The organism is Serratia sp. FGI94, assembly GCF_000330865.1.
Classification (GTDB): domain Bacteria; phylum Pseudomonadota; class Gammaproteobacteria; order Enterobacterales; family Enterobacteriaceae; genus Serratia_B; species Serratia_B rubidaea.
On the sequence record NC_020064.1, the window covers coordinates 107555 to 125286 of the forward strand.

17 protein-coding genes and 1 tRNA gene are annotated in these 17732 nt (G+C 57.0%); 15 read left to right on the forward strand and 3 right to left on the reverse strand.

Going from position 1 to position 17732, the window contains the following annotated elements; genetic code table 11:
• The first annotated feature begins 86 nt into the window (after positions 1-86).
• From D781_RS00480 to dppF, 12 genes are all read left to right on the forward strand, one after another.
• Positions 87-163 (forward strand) — tRNA-Pro (locus tag D781_RS00480).
• 415 nt (positions 164-578) lie between these two features.
• Positions 579-980, forward strand: coding sequence for a TIR domain-containing protein (locus tag D781_RS22370; RefSeq protein WP_015344093.1), 402 nt, complete (start codon positions 579-581; stop codon positions 978-980).
• Positions 980-1933, forward strand: coding sequence for a caspase family protein (locus D781_RS22375; protein ID WP_015344094.1), 954 nt, complete (start codon positions 980-982; stop codon positions 1931-1933). Before D781_RS22370 ends, D781_RS22375 begins: the two co-directional genes overlap by 1 nt.
• Positions 1934-1957: 24 nt before the next feature.
• A complete protein-coding gene (locus tag D781_RS22380) occupies positions 1958-2464 on the forward strand; it encodes a hypothetical protein (RefSeq protein ID WP_102024994.1) in 507 nt (168 codons plus the stop codon).
• Positions 2465-2590, forward strand: a complete 126-nt coding sequence (locus D781_RS24260; protein WP_255346671.1) for a hypothetical protein — start codon at positions 2465-2467, stop codon at positions 2588-2590. It abuts the gene before it with no gap.
• Between the two features lie 79 nt (positions 2591-2669).
• Positions 2670-3368, forward strand: coding sequence for a hypothetical protein (locus D781_RS00485; protein ID WP_015344096.1), 699 nt, complete (start codon positions 2670-2672; stop codon positions 3366-3368).
• Between the two features lies 1 nt (position 3369).
• Positions 3370-3846, forward strand: a complete 477-nt coding sequence (locus tag D781_RS00490; RefSeq protein ID WP_015344097.1) for a hypothetical protein — start codon at positions 3370-3372, stop codon at positions 3844-3846.
• A 722-nt stretch (positions 3847-4568) separates the two neighbouring features.
• Positions 4569-6176 carry a dipeptide ABC transporter periplasmic-binding protein DppA gene (dppA, locus tag D781_RS00495; RefSeq protein WP_015344098.1) on the forward strand — a complete coding sequence of 536 codons (1608 nt, stop codon included), beginning with the start codon at positions 4569-4571 and terminating at the stop codon, positions 6174-6176.
• Positions 6177-6349: 173 nt separating this feature from the next.
• On the forward strand, positions 6350-7369 hold the full coding sequence (dppB, locus tag D781_RS00500; protein ID WP_015344099.1) for a dipeptide ABC transporter permease DppB: 1020 nt from the start codon (positions 6350-6352) through the stop codon (positions 7367-7369).
• Between the two features lie 11 nt (positions 7370-7380).
• Entirely contained in the window at positions 7381-8283 is a 903-nt protein-coding gene (gene dppC, locus D781_RS00505) for a dipeptide ABC transporter permease DppC (RefSeq protein ID WP_015344100.1), read from the forward strand.
• 14 nt (positions 8284-8297) lie between these two features.
• Positions 8298-9278 (forward strand): dipeptide ABC transporter ATP-binding protein, encoded by a 981-nt coding sequence (gene dppD / locus D781_RS00510; protein ID WP_015344101.1) that lies wholly within the window; start codon positions 8298-8300, stop codon positions 9276-9278.
• Positions 9275-10261, forward strand: a complete 987-nt coding sequence (gene dppF / locus D781_RS00515) for a dipeptide ABC transporter ATP-binding subunit DppF (protein WP_015344102.1) — start codon at positions 9275-9277, stop codon at positions 10259-10261. The genes dppD and dppF overlap by 4 nt, the downstream gene beginning before the upstream one ends.
• Before the next feature lie 297 nt (positions 10262-10558).
• Here the strand turns inward: dppF and bcsG are convergent, their stop codons facing one another.
• Genes bcsG through bcsE form a run of 3 tightly spaced genes read right to left on the reverse strand, consistent with a single transcriptional unit; the run spans position 10559 to position 13970 of the window.
• A complete protein-coding gene (gene bcsG / locus D781_RS00520; RefSeq protein WP_015344103.1) occupies positions 10559-12220 on the reverse strand; it encodes a cellulose biosynthesis protein BcsG in 1662 nt (553 codons plus the stop codon).
• A complete protein-coding gene (gene bcsF / locus D781_RS00525; protein ID WP_015344104.1) occupies positions 12217-12420 on the reverse strand; it encodes a cellulose biosynthesis protein BcsF in 204 nt (67 codons plus the stop codon). Before bcsF ends, bcsG begins: the two co-directional genes overlap by 4 nt.
• Positions 12417-13970, reverse strand: coding sequence for a cellulose biosynthesis protein BcsE (bcsE, locus tag D781_RS00530; protein ID WP_015344105.1), 1554 nt, complete (start codon positions 13968-13970; stop codon positions 12417-12419). Before bcsE ends, bcsF begins: the two co-directional genes overlap by 4 nt.
• Positions 13971-14217: 247 nt before the next feature.
• Between bcsE and bcsR the strand changes: the two genes are divergently transcribed.
• The 3 genes from bcsR to bcsA are packed head-to-tail and all read left to right on the forward strand — an operon-like array spanning position 14218 to position 17687.
• A complete protein-coding gene (bcsR, locus tag D781_RS00535; protein ID WP_232037749.1) occupies positions 14218-14364 on the forward strand; it encodes a cellulose biosynthesis protein BcsR in 147 nt (48 codons plus the stop codon).
• 3 nt (positions 14365-14367) lie between these two features.
• The gene (bcsQ, locus tag D781_RS00540; RefSeq protein ID WP_015344107.1) at positions 14368-15087 is read left to right on the forward strand and encodes a cellulose biosynthesis protein BcsQ; all 720 of its coding nucleotides are present in this window, start codon (positions 14368-14370) and stop codon (positions 15085-15087) included.
• The gene (bcsA, locus tag D781_RS00545; protein WP_015344108.1) at positions 15084-17687 is read left to right on the forward strand and encodes a UDP-forming cellulose synthase catalytic subunit; all 2604 of its coding nucleotides are present in this window, start codon (positions 15084-15086) and stop codon (positions 17685-17687) included. Before bcsQ ends, bcsA begins: the two co-directional genes overlap by 4 nt.
• The last annotated feature ends 45 nt before the right edge of the window (positions 17688-17732 follow it).

The following is a 17732-nucleotide window of genomic DNA, read 5'->3' on the forward strand; positions in this document are numbered from 1 at the left end:
ATTCGGCGCTTTTATCGCCGTTCGCACCGGCGGGGTAAAAAAGTGATTGACGCCCCTGTGTGCCAGCAGTAAGATGCGCCCCGCATCGGCGAGTAGCGCAGCTTGGTAGCGCAACTGGTTTGGGACCAGTGGGTCGGAGGTTCGAATCCTCTCTCGCCGACCACCATTCGAAAAACCTGCTTTTTAAAGCAGGTTTTTTTTCGTCTGTCGCTTGAAGAGGATGAGACAAAACTGTCGGGAACAGTTTTGAACAACGCGTCAGCGATTGTTTGTTGTGTATCAACAAATCATATTTATGGCTAATGAGATTTATAGAAATTAAAACCGGTTATTAAGAATTAGATGTTACCTATACCCATAAAGTAAATTATATGTATTTTGCGTTTAAATTATATAATTGAATGTATCCGCACATTAGTTGATATACTATATCGTTCTTTTTTGGTTAAAAACAAATCAGATCAATGTTTATATGTGATCTCTCGCATAGAATTATTTATATGATCTTTTTATGTGATTTTTATTTGATACCTTATAAGTAAACCATTTCTATTATTTAAATAAGGATATTTATAATTATGACTAAGGTATATAAATTATTTATCAGTCACTCTTGGAACTATAGTGAAAATTATGAAAAAATTGTTGATTTAATTCGTAAGCAAGGTATAGATTTTCATGATCATTCCGTTCCTAAAGATGACCCTATCCATACAAATGGAACCGATAAGCAATTATTCGATGCAATAGAAGCCAAGATGAGAGGTACTAGTTGCATTATTATATTAGCTGGTGTTTATGCAACATATAGTAAATGGATTAATAAGGAAATTGAAATTGCTCAATCCTATAATAAATCAATTATCGCAATTGAGCCTTGGGGAGCGGAACGAACATCTGCTGTTGTAAAAGATGCTGCCCATAAAATCGTAAAATGGAATGGTGCATCTATAGCTAGAGCTATCAGGGAGCTAGGCTAATGAGGAAAGCTCTTATTGTTGGAATCGATTATTATGAAAATGTTGCAAAACTGAATGGTTGTATAAATGATGCTTATTCAGTCAGGAATGTATTAGAAAGGAATAGCGATGGAACCATAAATTTTGGTGTAAATATTATGGTAGGGGCCAGTGTCGAAACAAGGATATATAAAAGGGATTTAAAACAACAAATAGAAGATTTATTTAGAGATGATAATTCTGTAGCTTTATTCTATTTCGCCGGTCATGGGTATATTGAAAGTACTGGTGGGTATTTAGTTACTTCTGAATGCGAACATGGGGATGAAGGTTTTTCTTTAAATGAATTATTGTCTATAGTCAATAGCTCGCCAGCTAAGAATAAAATTATAGTTTTAGATTGTTGCCATGCGGGAATAATGGGTGTGTTACCTTTAGAGGGAAATATATCATTGCTATCTGATGGCGTGTCAATTTTAACTGCATCTAGCTCTACACAGTATGCTTTATCTAGCAATGATAATGGAGTATTTACTAGCCTTTTTGTTGATGCTTTAAATGGAGGTGCTGCAAACCTACTTGGAGATATTACTCCTGGAAGCGTTTATGCCCATATAGATCAATCACTAGGCCCATGGGAACAAAGACCTATATTTAAAACTAATGTTAAAAGCTTTACAAGCCTCCGGAAAGTTCAGCCAACCATTGGATTAGATGATTTAAGGAAAATCATAGAACTGTTTGATGAGCCAGGACAAGAGTTTTGCCTTGATCCTAGTTTTGAACCAGACTCTGAATCACCAAATGAAGATAATATGAATAAGTTTTCTATCTTACAAAAATACAATAGAGTTAATCTTGTTATTCCTGTGGGAGAAGAGCATATGTATTATGCTGCAATGAATAGTAAGTCTTGTAAGTTAACGGCTTTAGGTGTTCACTACTGGAATTTAGTAAAAAGAGAGCGTATTTAATTAACTTGCTTGGGCATTAACTGGATGATTCAAGAGCAATATTGGAAAGAGTTGTATCAATTAAAAGTACATATTGGGTTTATAGAGTTGTTACTTGAACGAGCTGAATATATAGACAGGATGATGAAAATTACTCTAGCGGTATCTTCAAGTGTTAGTATTGGTTCTTGGGCCATATGGAGTGAATTTTCTTATATGTGGGGGGCAATTATTGCACTTTCACAAATAATTTCAGCTATTAACCCATTCTTGCCATATAGTTCTCGCATAAAATCATATTCTTCATTACTGAGAGAGTTAGAGGAACTAATGACTCAATCAGAAATTAAGTGGTATTCAATTTCAGAAGGAAGAATAAGTTTTTATGAAATAAATAAAGCGAGATTTGATATAAGGAAAGCAAAGCAAAAATCTATAGATAAATATATTCAGACTACTATTCCATCGGCATCTAAATTGCAAGATAAAGCAGAAAAGTTTGCTGGGGAATATTTTTATAACTTTTACTTTCAGCAAGAGGAGAGGAGTTAAATGAATAAATATGAGAATAAAAAAACAGAAAATGATGATTCTAGATATACTAAAGAAGAGAGAGGGTTACAACCAGCTAAAAATCCTCCTCCAATGCCTAAGGTAAAACCACCTAAAGAAGACTAATTACAAAGTGAATTTTTAAGATTTTACTTGACGTGAATTTTTATGATTTACGTATAATTATACTATATTTATTTCAGCGTTGGATAAGGACGGTCAGGACAAATTCAAGAAAGCAATTGCTGCATTGCAGGGCGACATCAGCGTGGCGGCGACAGTGATGTACGTTGACCCTAAACTTCGCCTCGAGTACTCCCGTAGAATCAAAATGATGTCGGATGATTTGTATGGCAAGGCATCACGCGGAGTGATTACCTGGGAGCAGGCTGCGGCAGAAGCAAACCTGACGCGAAATACCATTATGGAGTTAATCCGTGGTCGAAGCACGCCGATAGGTCAATCTTTAGCCCAAAGGCTTAAGGTACAGGGAAAAACATTTAATGAACTCATTGCGTATAAAACCAGGGCGTTGTATGGCCGCCAGGCTAATTTTCGAAACCTCTCAGAAACGCAGAAAAATCGGGTTTATGCGGCGGTAGTTGAGTCGGCTGGTAAGTCCAACCATCAGGTTAATAGCAGAATGCAGCGTCTTTCTGCTGCGGGTAAAGGATTGGCTTTTCTGACGTTGGCGATTGCGGTGTACGAGATTTATGATGCTGATGACAAAGTAAAAGAAACGAAACGCCAGGTGGCGATTGGTGGTGCAGGTATTGCCGGTGGCTGGGCCGGTGGCGCAATTGCTGGTTTGATATGTGGACCAGGAGCGCCGGTCTGTGCTGTTGTTGGTGCTTTTGCTGGCGGTGCATTAGCCGCATGGGAAATGAGCGGCATCTGGAGGTAGTATGTTCAGCGAAGCAACATTTGTTTCTCTTGGAAAGAGGAATCACGTCGCCGGTATCGATGGCGGTTATGAGGTTCTGCTGTCAGGGCAGGGAAGCGGTATTTTTGTTCCCTTCCAGATGTTGGAAGCCGCCGTCAGCATTGATGAATGGCGCTTATTACTGTTTCTCACGGATGATGTGCCTTACGAAGAAATACTCAATATCTCGTTGTTGGACCGGCGTCATGGCATCCTGGAAACGTTGTCGCTTGGCGGTGCTTATCTTAACGGGACGTTCAGTGAACTGCGGATTTTATCCGATGCCGTGTCGTTCCGTTTTATTGGCGATACGACGTGGAAAGTTGGCGTTGCTGAGAAGCCCTTTTTCAAATTTCCCTTGATCGGTGACCCGCGTGGCGTTTCACGCCCGATAGCATTATCACATTACCTGCGTATTTTTGCCGATCCGGCCCCCGCGAGAGCGGATGGCGGTCGGTAACACGGCTGACGCCATAACGGGATTCGTCACTATGTGGTTCCCCGTATGAACTTCGCGCTGCTGGATACACCTAATCGCTGAGCTGCCCGCCTTTCCCCACCCTGGAGGTTGCCGCGCGGCGCGAAAAAAGCGCGTATCGGACTCACCCTTTTGAGGTAATTTCCAGCATTTCATTCTGCTTTTGCAGACAATCGTAAAAATAACCGTTCATATTTTCAGCATTTAGCCACAAACTTTTCTAGTTTTTTCCCGGAGTTTAACGCTGGTTAAATTTTGTTACCTAGGGAATCACACTGTAAATTGACGGGTAGCACAGGTTTCATGCTGTATTTGTTAAGAAATGGTTTTTTTTATGTTTGTTTGCTGTTTCTCACAGTCTGCGTAAAACCCCACTGGTTATATTGACGCCACCCTCAACAGTTGGCAATTTGATAGCCTTAGGGGTTAGAGCGAGAGCTGTTTGAGTGGCGACCACCCGCTTAGACGCCTATGTCCGGATGCGTTCCATCCGGCTCATCTCTGACCCTGACCGCCGCACAGACCGCGCAATAAAAAAATACAGGTCTGGCGGACATTAACCCCCCACGCTTTCATGCTGCAGGATCGCGGCACCTCAGAACGGCGCACTGCCCAGGCAGTGGGCCGGGTAAGAGCCGCCGCCGTACCGGCCAGCGAAAACGTGACGGGTATACACACATCACATCACAAATGGAGCACTAACGATGACGAGTTCCTTGACCAAATCGGGGATGCTGAAATTCGGTATAGGACTGGTGGCGCTGACCGTCGCCGCCAGCGTACAGGCAAAAACGCTGGTTTACTGTTCTGAAGGTTCGCCGGAAGGCTTTAACCCGCAGCTGTTCACCTCCGGCACCACCTATGACGCCAGCTCGGTGCCGATCTATAACCGCCTGGTGGAGTTCAAGCTCGGCACCACCGAAATCGAGCCGGGCCTGGCCGAAAAATGGGACGTCAGCGAAGACGGTAAAACCTACACCTTCCATCTGCGCAAAGGCGTGAAGTGGCAAAGCAGCAAGCTCTTCAAGCCGACGCGCGAGTTTAACGCCGACGACGTGGTTTACTCCTTCGAACGCCAGCTGGATGCAAAACATCCGTACCATAAAGTTTCCGGCGGCAGCTATGAGTACTTCCAGGGCATGGGCATGCAGGATCTGATCGCCAAGGTGGAAAAAGTGGACGATCACACCGTGCGCTTTGTGCTGACCCGTCCGGAAGCGCCGTTCCTGGCCGACCTGGGGATGGACTTCGCCTCCATTCTGTCGGCGGAATATGCGGACAACATGATGAAAGCCGGCACGCCGGAAAAGGTCGACCTCAACCCGGTCGGCACCGGCCCGTTCCAGATGATGCAGTACCAGAAAGACTCGCGCATCCTGTATAAGGCGTTCGACGGCTACTGGGGCACCAAGCCGAAGATCGACCGCCTGGTGTTCTCCATCACTCCGGACGCCTCGGTGCGTTACGCCAAGCTGCAGAAAAACGAATGTCAGGTGATGCCGTACCCGAACCCGGCTGACCTGGCGCGCATGAAGCAGGACAAATCGATCAACCTGATGGAACAGCCGGGGCTGAACGTCGGTTACGTGTCGTTCAACGTTGAGAAAAAGCCGCTGGATAACGTGAAGGTGCGTCAGGCGTTGACCATGGCGGTCAACAAGCAGGCGATTATCGATGCGGTCTATCAGGGCGCCGGTCAGGCGGCGAAGAACCTGATCCCGCCGACCATGTGGGGCTATAACGACGCGGTGAAGGATTACGCCTACGACCCGGAAAAGGCCAAGGCGCTGCTGAAAGAGGCCGGTATGGCCGACGGCTTCACCATCGACCTGTGGGCGATGCCGGTACAGCGTCCGTACAACCCGAACGCCCGCCGCATGGCGGAGATGATTCAGTCCGACTGGGCGAAGATCGGCGTGAAGGCGAAAATCGTTTCCTACGAGTGGGGTGAATACCTCAAGCGCGCCAAAGACGGCGAGCACCAGACGGTGATGATGGGCTGGACCGGCGACAACGGGGATCCGGATAACTTCTTCGCCACCCTGTTCAGCTGCGCCGCGGCGAAAGACGGCTCCAACTACTCGCGCTGGTGCGATAAGTCGTTTGAAGCGCTGATTCAGCCGGCGCGCGCCGCCTCTGACCATAACAAGCGTATCGAACTCTACAAGCAGGCGCAGGTGGTGATGCACGACCAGGCGCCGGCGCTGATTATCGCCCACTCCACCGTGTTTGAGCCTGTGCGTAAAGAAGTTAAAGGCTACGTGGTGGATCCGCTGGGTAAACATCACTTCGAGAACGTATCCCTGGATTAATGCCGCAGCGGGCCGGATGTATCCGGCCCGTTAAGCCGGGGATGGCGTATCAGCCGGGGCGCAGTGCGTTGCGTTCCGGCTGCCCGTCCCCGCCAGGATCTTTTCAGAAGCTGTGAGCTTAATAAGCCCGGCGGACCATGAGCCGTCGGGCGCCTATACAGAGAGTTCGGGATATGTTGCAGTTCATACTCCGACGTTTGGGGTTAGTTATCCCAACGTTTATCGGCATTACCTTGCTGACGTTTGTTTTTGTGCACATGATCCCCGGCGATCCGGTGACGATCATGGCCGGGGAGCGCGGGATCTCCGCAGAGCGCCATGCGCAGATCATGGCGGAAATGGGGCTGGACAAGCCGCTTTATCAGCAATATTTCACTTACGTATCCAATGTGCTGCAGGGCGATTTGGGTACTTCCCTCAAGAGCCGTATTTCCGTCTGGGACGAGTTCGTGCCGCGCTTTAAGGCGACGCTGGAGCTGGGCATCTGCGCGATGATTTTCGCCGTGCTGGTGGGCATTCCGGTCGGCGTGCTGGCGGCGGTGAGACGGGGATCGATCTTTGACCATACCGCGGTGGGCATCTCGCTGACTGGCTATTCGATGCCGATTTTCTGGTGGGGCATGATGCTGATCATGCTGGTATCGGTGCAGCTGAACCTGACGCCGGTCTCCGGCAGGATCAGCGATACGGTGTTCCTTGACGATACTCTGCCGCTGACCGGCTTTATGCTGATCGACACCCTGTTCTGGGGCGAGCCCGGCGACTTTGTCGATGCGGTGATGCATATGATCCTGCCGGCGGTGGTGCTGGGCACCATCCCGCTGGCGGTGATCGTGCGTATGACCCGTTCGTCGATGCTGGAAGTGCTGGGGGAAGACTATATCCGCACCGCGCGCGCCAAGGGCGTCAGCCGCATGCGGGTGATTGTGGTGCACGCGCTGCGCAACGCGCTGCTGCCGGTGGTGACGGTGATCGGCCTGCAGGTCGGCACGATGCTGGCGGGCGCCATTCTGACCGAAACCATCTTCTCCTGGCCGGGACTCGGCCGCTGGCTGATTGAAGCGCTGCAGCGGCGCGACTACCCGGTGGTGCAGGGCGGGGTGCTGCTGGTCGCCTGTATGATCATCCTGGTTAACCTGCTGGTAGACGTGCTCTACGGCGTGGTTAACCCACGTATCCGACACAAGAAATAAGGGGCGCCGTAATGACTCAAGTGACTGAGCCGGTAGCAACCGGCGCGCCGAAGCCCATGACGCCTTTCCAGGAGTTTTGGCACTACTTCAAGCGCAATAAAGGGGCCGTAGTCGGCCTGGTCTATATCATCATTATGCTGGTGGTGGCGTTGGGCGCCGGTTTCCTGGCGCCGCATACGCCGGCGGAACAGTTCCGCGACGCGCTGCTCCGGCCGCCGGTCTGGCAGGACGGCGGCAGCTGGCAGTTTATTCTCGGCACCGACGACGTGGGCCGCGACGTGCTGTCGCGCCTGATGTACGGCGCGCGCCTGTCGCTGCTGGTCGGCTGTCTGGTGGTGGTGATGTCGTTAATCATGGGCGTGGTGTTCGGCCTGCTGGCCGGCTACTTCGGCGGCGTGGTGGATGCCGTCATCATGCGCATCGTCGATATCATGCTGGCGCTGCCGAGCCTGCTGCTGGCGCTGGTGCTGGTGGCGGTGTTCGGGCCGTCGATCGTCAACGCCTCGCTGGCGCTGACCTTTGTCGCCCTGCCGCACTACGTGCGTCTGACCCGCGCGGCGGTGCTGGTGGAGGTCAACCGCGACTACGTCACCGCGTCGCGGGTGGCGGGCGCCGGCGCGCTGCGCCAGATGTTCGTCAATATTCTGCCTAACTGTCTGGCGCCGCTGATTGTGCAGGCGTCGCTCGGTTTTTCCAATGCCATTCTCGATATGGCCGCGCTGGGTTTCCTCGGTATGGGCGCACAGCCGCCGACGCCGGAATGGGGCACGATGCTCTCCGACGTGCTGCAGTTTGCGCAAAGCGCCTGGTGGGTCGTGACCTTCCCTGGGCTGGCGATTCTGCTGACGGTGCTGGCGTTTAACCTGATGGGGGACGGTTTGCGCGATGCTCTCGACCCCAAACTCAAGCAGTAACTGAGGAATCGATCATGGCGTTATTAAATGTAGATAAGCTTTCGGTGCACTTTGGTGACGAAGGCACGCCGTTCCGCGCGGTTGATCGCATCAGCTACAGCGTGGAGCAGGGGCAGGTCGTCGGCATTGTCGGCGAGTCCGGCTCCGGCAAGTCCGTCAGCTCGCTGGCGATCATGGGGCTGATTGACTACCCCGGCCGCGTTATGGCGGATAACCTGGCGTTCAACGGCCAGGATTTGCAGAAGCTGTCCGAGAAAGAGCGCCGCCAGCTGGTGGGCGCCGAAGTGGCGATGATTTTCCAGGACCCGATGACCAGTCTGAACCCGTGCTACACCGTCGGCTTTCAGATTATGGAAGCGCTGAAGGTGCATCAGGGCGGCAGCCGCCGCACCCGCCGTCAGCGCGCGGTCGATTTGCTGACGCAGGTGGGCATCCCCGACCCGGCGTCGCGGCTGGACGTTTACCCGCATCAGCTGTCCGGCGGGATGAGCCAGCGCGTGATGATCGCGATGGCGATCGCCTGCCGGCCCAAGCTGCTGATTGCCGATGAGCCGACCACCGCGCTGGACGTCACCATCCAGGCGCAGATCATCGAGCTGCTGCTGGAGCTGCAGCAGCGTGAAAATATGGCGCTGGTGCTGATTACCCACGATCTGGCGCTGGTGGCGGAAGCGGCGCAGCACATTATCGTGATGTACGCCGGTCAGGTGGTGGAGTCCGGCAAGGCGTCGGAAATCTTCCGCGCGCCGCGTCATCCGTATACTCAGGCGCTGCTGCGCGCGCTGCCGGAGTTCGCCGCCGACAAGGCGCGGCTGGCCTCGCTGCCGGGCGTGGTGCCGGGCAAGTATGACCGGCCGAGCGGCTGTCTGCTCAACCCGCGCTGCCCGTATGCCAACGAGCGCTGCCGCAATGAGGAGCCGGAACTGCGCAGCATTCCCGGCCGCCAGGTTAAATGTCACACGCCGCTGGATGATGCGGGGAGGCCGACCGTATGAGCCAGAATCAACCTTTACTGCAGGCCACCGATCTGAAGAAGTACTACCCGGTGAAAAAGGGCCTGTTTGCGCCGGAACAGCTGGTGAAAGCGTTGGACGGCGTCTCCTTTACGCTGGAACGCGGCAAGACGCTGGCGGTGGTGGGGGAGTCCGGCTGTGGCAAATCCACGCTGGGCCGCCTGCTGACGATGATCGAAACGCCGACCGACGGCGAGCTGTTTTATCAGGGGCAGGATCTGCTGCAGCCGGACGCCACGGCGGAAAAGCTGCGCCGGCAGAAGATCCAGATTGTGTTCCAGAATCCTTACGGATCGCTCAACCCGCGTAAAAAGGTCGGGCAGATCCTGGAGGAGCCGCTGCTGATCAACACGCCGCTCAGCGCCGCCGAACGGCGGGAGAAAGCGTTGGCGATGATGGCCAAGGTCGGGCTGAAGACCGAGCATTACGACCGCTACCCGCACATGTTCTCCGGCGGTCAGCGGCAGCGTATCGCCATCGCCCGCGGGCTGATGCTGAACCCGGACGTGGTGATCGCCGATGAGCCGGTCTCCGCGCTGGACGTGTCGGTGCGGGCGCAGGTGCTGAACCTGATGATGGACCTGCAGCAGGAGCTGGGGCTGTCCTACGTGTTTATTTCGCACGACCTGTCGGTGGTGGAGCATATCGCCGACGAGGTGATGGTGATGTACCTGGGGCGCTGCGTGGAGAAGGGCAGTAAGGACGCCATTTTCAACAATCCGCGCCATCCGTATACGCAGGCGCTGCTGTCGGCGACGCCGCGCCTGAACCCGGATATGCGTCGGGAGCGCATCAAGCTGAGCGGCGAGCTGCCCAGCCCGATGAACCCGCCGCCGGGCTGCGCGTTCAACGCCCGCTGCCGCCGGGCGTTCGGCGCCTGCACGCAGCGTCAGCCGCAGCTGCGGCAGTATGGCGAGCAGATGGTGGCGTGTTTTGCCGTCGATCAGGATGAGGAGCGCGGCTAATCCGCGTAAAAAGGCAGGGGCCGCATCGGCGGCTTCTGCTGGTTAAATAAGGCCGCCGGCGGTGGACGGAGAAAGGAGGCGGCCACGTTAACGGATCGCGGGAAAGTGAAATAACCTCGCCTGTTTATGTGAATAAATAGCGAAACTATGCAGGATAGCTAGCAGGGTAATTATTTTTTTACGCGGAATAAGAGCGAAATAGTATTTATATTCAGAATGTTCCCAACCGTATTTTTACCCTCGTTAAAATAAAACGGGCGCATATTGTATGCGCCCGTTTGTTATTTAACTTTCTCATTATTGCGGGTAAGGCACCCAGTCGCCGCCGTTAAGGCGAATATAAATTTTCCCCTGATACTCCATCACCACCGCATTATCATTTTCTGAAATGGGCGCGGTCTGCGGCAGGCCCTGGGTCAGCGTCTGCCAGTCTACCCGATCGGCGCTGAAGGCTTTGCCGTCGACCAGGCGCGCCACCAGTTCGGAAATCGCCAGATAGCTGCTCGGCGTTTTCACCTGCAGCGGGCTGCCGGGGTGCGCCGCGCTCATGCCGACCAGCTTAATGCCGACCGGAATATGGGTGATGCTCGGGCTGGGGATATCGCGCAGGCCGGACATTTGCATTTTGTCGCCGACCAGCGCCGCGCCGTGCTCCGGCACGATAACCACCATCACTTTACGGCCGGATTTCTCCAACTGGTCGAGGAAGGTGTTCAGCTGATCGAACAGCTGCTGCGCGCGCGGCGCGTATTCGGCGGTCTTTTTCGAGCCGACGGCGCGGTTGCCGTCGTGCAGCGGAATCAGGTTGAAGAAGGTCGCGGTGCGCGCCTCGCCACCGTTTTTCTGCTGTTCCAGCCAGCGGTTCAGCAGCTGCAGGTCGTTGTAAATGGGTTCGCCGTCAAACGAGGCCAGCTCATTGCCGATGCCAGCCTGCGACATCAGCGGCGCCTGCATATCGCCCTGCGCGCGCAGCTCTTTCAGGTAGTCGCCGAACACGCCGGAGTGGTCCATCATCAGCTGCTCTTTGAAGCCAAGTTTTCCAAGATTATCAAACAGATAGCACTGCTGATTCACCGGCTGGTACAGGTCGCGGTGCGATGTCTGGCCGCAGCTGGCGCGCAGCAGACGAATCGACGCCGGGCCGCTGTAGGCGGTCGCCGAGTTGAAGTTGTCGAACATGATGTCCATTTTGGACCACAGCGGGTGGTTCTGCAGCCCGGAGGCCTCAATGTCTGACCAGGCCAGCGAGCAGATATTGATCACCAGCAGGTCGAACGGCTGGGCATCGGCCGGCAGCGACGTCGGGAAGGCGGTGGCGCGCTTTTTCTCCAGCTGGTAGAACTGGTCGAGGTAGGCCGTCAGATTGGCGCTGGTCGGCGGCCCATTGACGACGGGCTGCTGACCGTCGGCCTCGCCGGCGCCGGACGTCGGCGTGGTGGCAGGCGGCGGCGTGGCGGCGGTGCTGGGAGCGGACGGCAGCAGCGAAAACGCCGGGCCGCCGACCGCCAGCAGATTGAGCCACACCAGCGCCGCGACGGTAAACACCGTCACGCGGACCCACTGCGACAGGAACAGGTAGCCGATCAGCGCCACAAAGGCCGCGCCGACCATCTGCCAGTTGATAAAACGCGTCACCAGTTCCAGCAGGTAGTCGGCGCTGAAGCCGGCGAGCTGCGAGCCCTGGCTGAGAATGCTGCTGAGGCCCGGCAGCCAGGTGTCGTGATAAAACAGCGCGATGCCGATCGGCACCGCCAGCCAGTGACGCCAGCGGTGCAGCCGCAGTGAGGGGATCGGCATCAGCAGGAAGGCCATAAACACCAGGTTGGCCAGCGGGTGGAAGTTCAGATAGCCGAACCACAGCAGGCCGAATTTAATCAGAAAATAGTAGTTCCAGCCGCCGAGACCGCGCCAGTAGCGCCACAGCGCGTGCGTGGTGTGCGTCGTGTTTTTATCGTTCATTGCGGTTTCTTACGCTTAATCTGAGAGATGGAACCGTCGCGCGACCACAGTCCGGCCGACTGCAGGTAACGCGGTGAAAGAACACGGTTTTTCATATTCCGCCAGCCGTGGGGAAAGCGACGGCGCAGCGCATAGCCCAGGGGAAGAAAGATAATGGCGCACAGCAGAACCAGCTGCACAATGTCGTCCAGATTGATCATGCCGGTTTCTCCTGAGCGGCGGACAGGGTGATGGCGACCGGCCGGCGGCGCTCGGGCGGCGCGGCGTCCGCGCTTTTCGCCGCTGCGCCGGCGACGATCGGCATTTCCTGCCGGGCGGGGGCGGCGATGCCCTGCGCCATGCGTTTGATTTCCGAGTTGATATCGACGTCCTGATACCACACCACGCGGTTGCTGAAGGCTTCCTCCACCGGCAGGCGCAGGATATGCCGCAGCGCGGTGTCCAGATCGTTGATGCGGCAGGTGGACAGGAACAGCAGCAGCCGTCCCTGCGCTACGGTCATCACGTCGCCGAAACGGCGCAGTTGACACAGCGTCATCGCCTGCTCGGCGCGCAGCCCCGGCGCCGGACGCAGCGCCACCATCACGCCTTTGCCGTCTTCCGGCAGCAGGGTATTGTCCATCAGCGAATGCACCGCCGCGGTGAAGTCATCGGGACGCAGGTAGCCCTTCAGCTGCAGCGGACGCAGGCCGGACAGCAGCACGTCGATATTCGCCGGTACGTGGCGCGAGAAGCGCTGCCCCTGGATGCCTTCCAGCATGGTGAGAAAACGCGACAGCGGCGCGACGTGCGGTACGATCAGGTTGGCGCCGCAGGCCAGCAGCAGGCGTTCGTCGCTGTAGCGCAGGCTGGCGCGCATTTCGCGCACCACGATTTTCAACCCGTTGCCACGCTGCCGGCGCAGGCTGTGGATCTGCTGCGCCAGCGTCTCAATCTCTTCGCTGTGGTACAGGGCGAACACCAGCGTGGCGGACAGCATCAGCATGCCCTGCTGCGCCAGCTGGGCGTTGTTTGCCAGCAGCTGCCAGTTGGCGGACAGCGGCGGCGCGCCTTCCAGCACGCGCTGCTCCGCCAGATAGAGGTGGTCGTCGTTGCGCGCGGCGCTGGGAACGGGTTTTTGGTCGTCTTCCCCCTGCCAGCCCTGCTGCGCGGCGTACAGCGTCAGTAGCTGGTTGGCGTTGACGCCGCTTGCCGTGCCCCACCAGTTCACCAGGTACTGCGCGCTGTCCTGCTGCCACTGCAGGTTGGCCAGCCCGTCCAGCACGCGGTGCTGCGCCGCCAGCTGGCCACGCAGTTTATTTACGCCGTTGCCGTGGCTGAGCACTACCAGGGTGCACTGGCGGCGGCGCAGCCAGTGGCCCAGTTCGCGCAGCCAGGCGTGGATTTCGTCGCGGGTGAAGGTCTGCCACAGGCTGGCGTGGGCCAGCAGGATCAGCAGGCGGTTACGCGGTTTCAGCGCGCGCGTCAGATCGTCGCTGAGGCTCAGCAGCGCGGCCTTTTTTTCCGGCAGGGTGTACAGCGGCAGCTTGTGCAGCGCCGGCGACGCCAGGTCATTCAGCAGCGCGTCGGGCCGCTCGCCGCTGCAGATTAAGGCGGCGCGGCTGTCGGCGGATTGCGCGGCGATGATCTGACGGCAAAGCAGGTTGGCGTCGAGTTGGCGGTCGCTATTAATCCAATAAAATCCAGGGGACTGCATGACAGAAAGTTCTTCCCAAATCTGTCGTATTCCTAATGAGAAAGAGTGCGCCATAGGTTTTTCTACTTTCGTTGAAAGCGTCGCGGGTCAATAACTGGCAACTGGATTAAACTAATAAACGATTGTAACATTGCCATCAATAATAACAAATTCACCACCCGATCAATAATGTCCGTTAGGATTCATCTTATTGGGCATTTCTTTCCATATCATTGCTATAGTTATGTAATCTTAGCCTATTTTCAGAGAGCGCAGGATGGATAATCAATTAATACGCACCGATGCGGATTTATCGCCGGAAATGCCGGATGACCTGCAGGCGCTGCGTCACGCTTTCTCCTTACCCCCATTACGTTATATCGATATTTTGCAGCAGGAACGTTTAATGCAAACGATGGCGCGTTGGCCGCTGCTGGATGAATTGTCCAAAGAATCAGGGAGTCACTAATTTATGCCGGTAATTGCGCTGCAGGGGATGCGGGGCGGAATAGGAACGACGTCGGTAACGGCGGCGCTGGCCTGGGCATTTCAGCAATTGGGCGAATCGGTGCTGGCGATTGACTGCTCGGCGGATAATTTACTGCGCCTGCATTTCAACACGCCGTTCGCGCTGGCGCGCGGCTGGGCGCGTGCGGAGCTGGACGGTGACGACTGGCGACAGGGGGCGATGCGCTATAGCGAAAACCTCGACTTTCTGCCGTTCGGCCGGCTGGACGCCGCCGAGCGGCGTAACCTGCTGCCGGCCTCGTGGCGGGAAAAGATCCGTCAGCTGCAGGCGGCCGGGTGCTATCGCTGGATCCTGCTGGACGTGCCGGCGGGCGACGATGCGCCGGCGCGACAGGCGCTTGACGCCGCCGACCGGGCGCTGGTGCTGCTGACGCCGGACGCCAACTGCCACACGCGCCTGCATCAGCAGCCGCTGCCGGCGCACGGCCATTTTCTGATTAATCATTACAACCCGCACAGCCGGCTGCAGCAGGATCTGCATCAGCTGTGGCTGCAGAGCCTGCCTAACCTGCTGCCGGTGATGGTGCACCGCGACGAGGCGCTGGCGGAGGCGCTGGCGATGAAACAGCCGCTGGGAGAGTACCGCCCGGAAAGCCTGGCGGCGGATGAAATTCTGACGCTGGCCAACTGGTGCCTGCTGCACCTGCAGGACGGCGCCGCATGAGCCGGGTGATGAACCTGCTGTTGATGCCGCCGGTCTATCAGGCGGTGCAGGCGCGCTATCGCGGCTACCGGCGCAGCGGTTCATCGGCGCTGACCGCCCTGCTGACCACGCTGCTGGTGGTCTGCGGCTGGACGCTGCTGCGCTTTGAGTCGCCGGCCTGGCAGCGCATCCGCGCCGGCCGGGCTTACTGGTTCCCGCACCTGTCCCCCAGCCGGCCGCGTCCGGCCGACGCGCTGCGCTATCTGCTGCAGGCGCTGTGGCTGCTGCTGTTCCGCAGCGGACGCGGGCCGCGCACGCGGTTTACCTTCAGCGGCTGGCGCAGCCTGCGCCTGCGCTACCTCAACGCGATGCAGCGCCTGCCGCACCGGCTGGCGGAGGCCGGCGTCGAGCAGCGGACCACGGCGCGCCTGGGGCGGATGAACCGCCATGTGCGCCGCATCCTGTTTATCTTGGCCGGCGTGCTGGCGGCGCTGCTGGCGCTGCTGTGCATCTCCCAGCCGTTCGACCTGTCGGCGCAGTTTGTGTTTGTGCTGCTGCTGTGGGGGATTGCGCTGGTGGTGCGGCGGGTGCCGGGGCGTCTGCCGGCTCTGATGCTGATTGTGCTGTCGCTGACCGTCTCCTGCCGCTATCTGTGGTGGCGCTATACCGCCACGCTGAACTGGGATGACCCGCTCAGCCTGACCTGCGGCCTGTTGCTGCTGGTGGCGGAAACTTACGCCTGGGTGGTGCTGGTGCTGGGCTATTTCCAGACCGTGTGGCCACTGGACCGTCAGCCGGTCGAGATGCCGCCGGACAGTAGCCGGTGGCCGACGGTCGACCTGATGGTGCCGACCTACAACGAAGATCTCAGCGTGGTGAAGCCGACCATCTACGCCGCGCTGGGCATCGACTGGCCGCGCGACAAGCTGAATATCTTTATTCTGGACGACGGCAACCGTCCGGAGTTCCGCGCCTTCGCCGAGGAGGTGGGGGTGAAGTACATTGCGCGCGCGACGCACGAGCACGCCAAGGCCGGTAATATCAACCACGCGTTGCAGCACGCCGGCGGCGAATTCGTGGCGATTTTCGACTGCGACCACGTGCCGACGCGCTCTTTCCTGCAGCTGACCATGGGCTGGTTCTTTAAAGACAGCAAGCTGGCGATGCTGCAGACGCCGCACCACTTCTTCTCGCCGGATCCGTTTGAGCGCAACCTGGGACGGTTCCGCCAGACGCCGAACGAAGGCACGCTGTTTTACGGGCTGGTGCAGGACGGCAACGATATGTGGGACGCCACCTTCTTCTGCGGCTCCTGCGCCATTTTGCGGCGTACGGCGCTGGATGAGATCGGCGGCATCGCGGTGGAAACCGTCACGGAGGACGCCCACACCTCGCTGCGTCTGCACCGTCTGGGCTACACCTCGGCCTATATCCGCATTCCGCAGGCGGCCGGGCTGGCGACCGAAAGCCTGTCGGCGCATATCGGCCAGCGCATCCGCTGGGCGCGCGGCATGGTGCAAATCTTCCGGCTGGACAACCCGCTGTTCGGCAAGGGGCTGAAGCTGGCGCAGCGGCTGTGTTACGCCAACGCCATGCTGCACTTCCTGTCGGGCATTCCGCGGCTGATCTTCCTGACCGCGCCGCTGGCGTTTCTGCTGCTGCACGCCTATATCATTTTCGCCCCGGCGCTGGCCATCGCGCTGTACGTGCTGCCGCATATGATCCACTCCAGCCTGACCAACTCGCGCATTCAGGGCAAATACCGCCACTCGTTCTGGAGCGAAATCTACGAAACGGTGCTGGCGTGGTATATCGCCCGGCCGACCACCGTGGCGCTGTTCAACCCGCACAAGGGCAAGTTCAACGTCACCGCCAAGGGCGGACTGGTGGCCGAGGAGCACGTCGACTGGGTGATCACCCGGCCGTATATGGCGCTGGTGCTGTTGAACCTGGCCGGCCTGTGCTTCGGCATCTGGCGCATGATGTACGGCCCGGCGGACGAGGTGATGACGGTAATCGTCAGCCTGGTGTGGGTGCTGTACAACATGACCATTCTCGGCGGGGCAGTGGCGGTGGCAGTGGAAGCCAAGCAGGTGCGTCAGTCGCACCGGGTGGAAATCGCCATGCCGGCCGCGCTGTCGTGTGAGGACGGCCACCTGTATCCCTGCACGCTGCGCGATTACTCCGACGGCGGCGTCGGCGTGGAGATGCGCCTGCCGGATCGGCTGAAAGAGGGCGACAAGGTCGGGCTGCTGCTGCGGCGCGGCCGGCAGGAGTACAGCTTCCCCTGCGTGGTGACGCGCGCCTTCGGCGCCAAGGTCGGGCTGCGGATGGTGGCGCTGACCACCCGTCAGCATATTGATTTTATTCAGTGCACGTTTGCCCGCGCCGATACCTGGGCGCTGTGGCAGGACGGGTTCCCTGAAGACAAACCGATCGACAGCCTGCGCGACGTGCTGGCGCTGGGCTTCCGCGGCTATCTGCGGATGGCGGACTATGCGCCGCCGCGGGTGCGCGGCGTGCTGGTCGGCGCGATGTCGCTGCTGAGCTGGCTGCTGTCGTTTATCCCGCACGGCGTCGGGCGCAGCGCGACGTTCAGCCAGAAAGAAACCGTGGTGTAGGCCGTGTAACAACAGCCGGCGGGCTTCCGTGCCGGCGCTAACTTT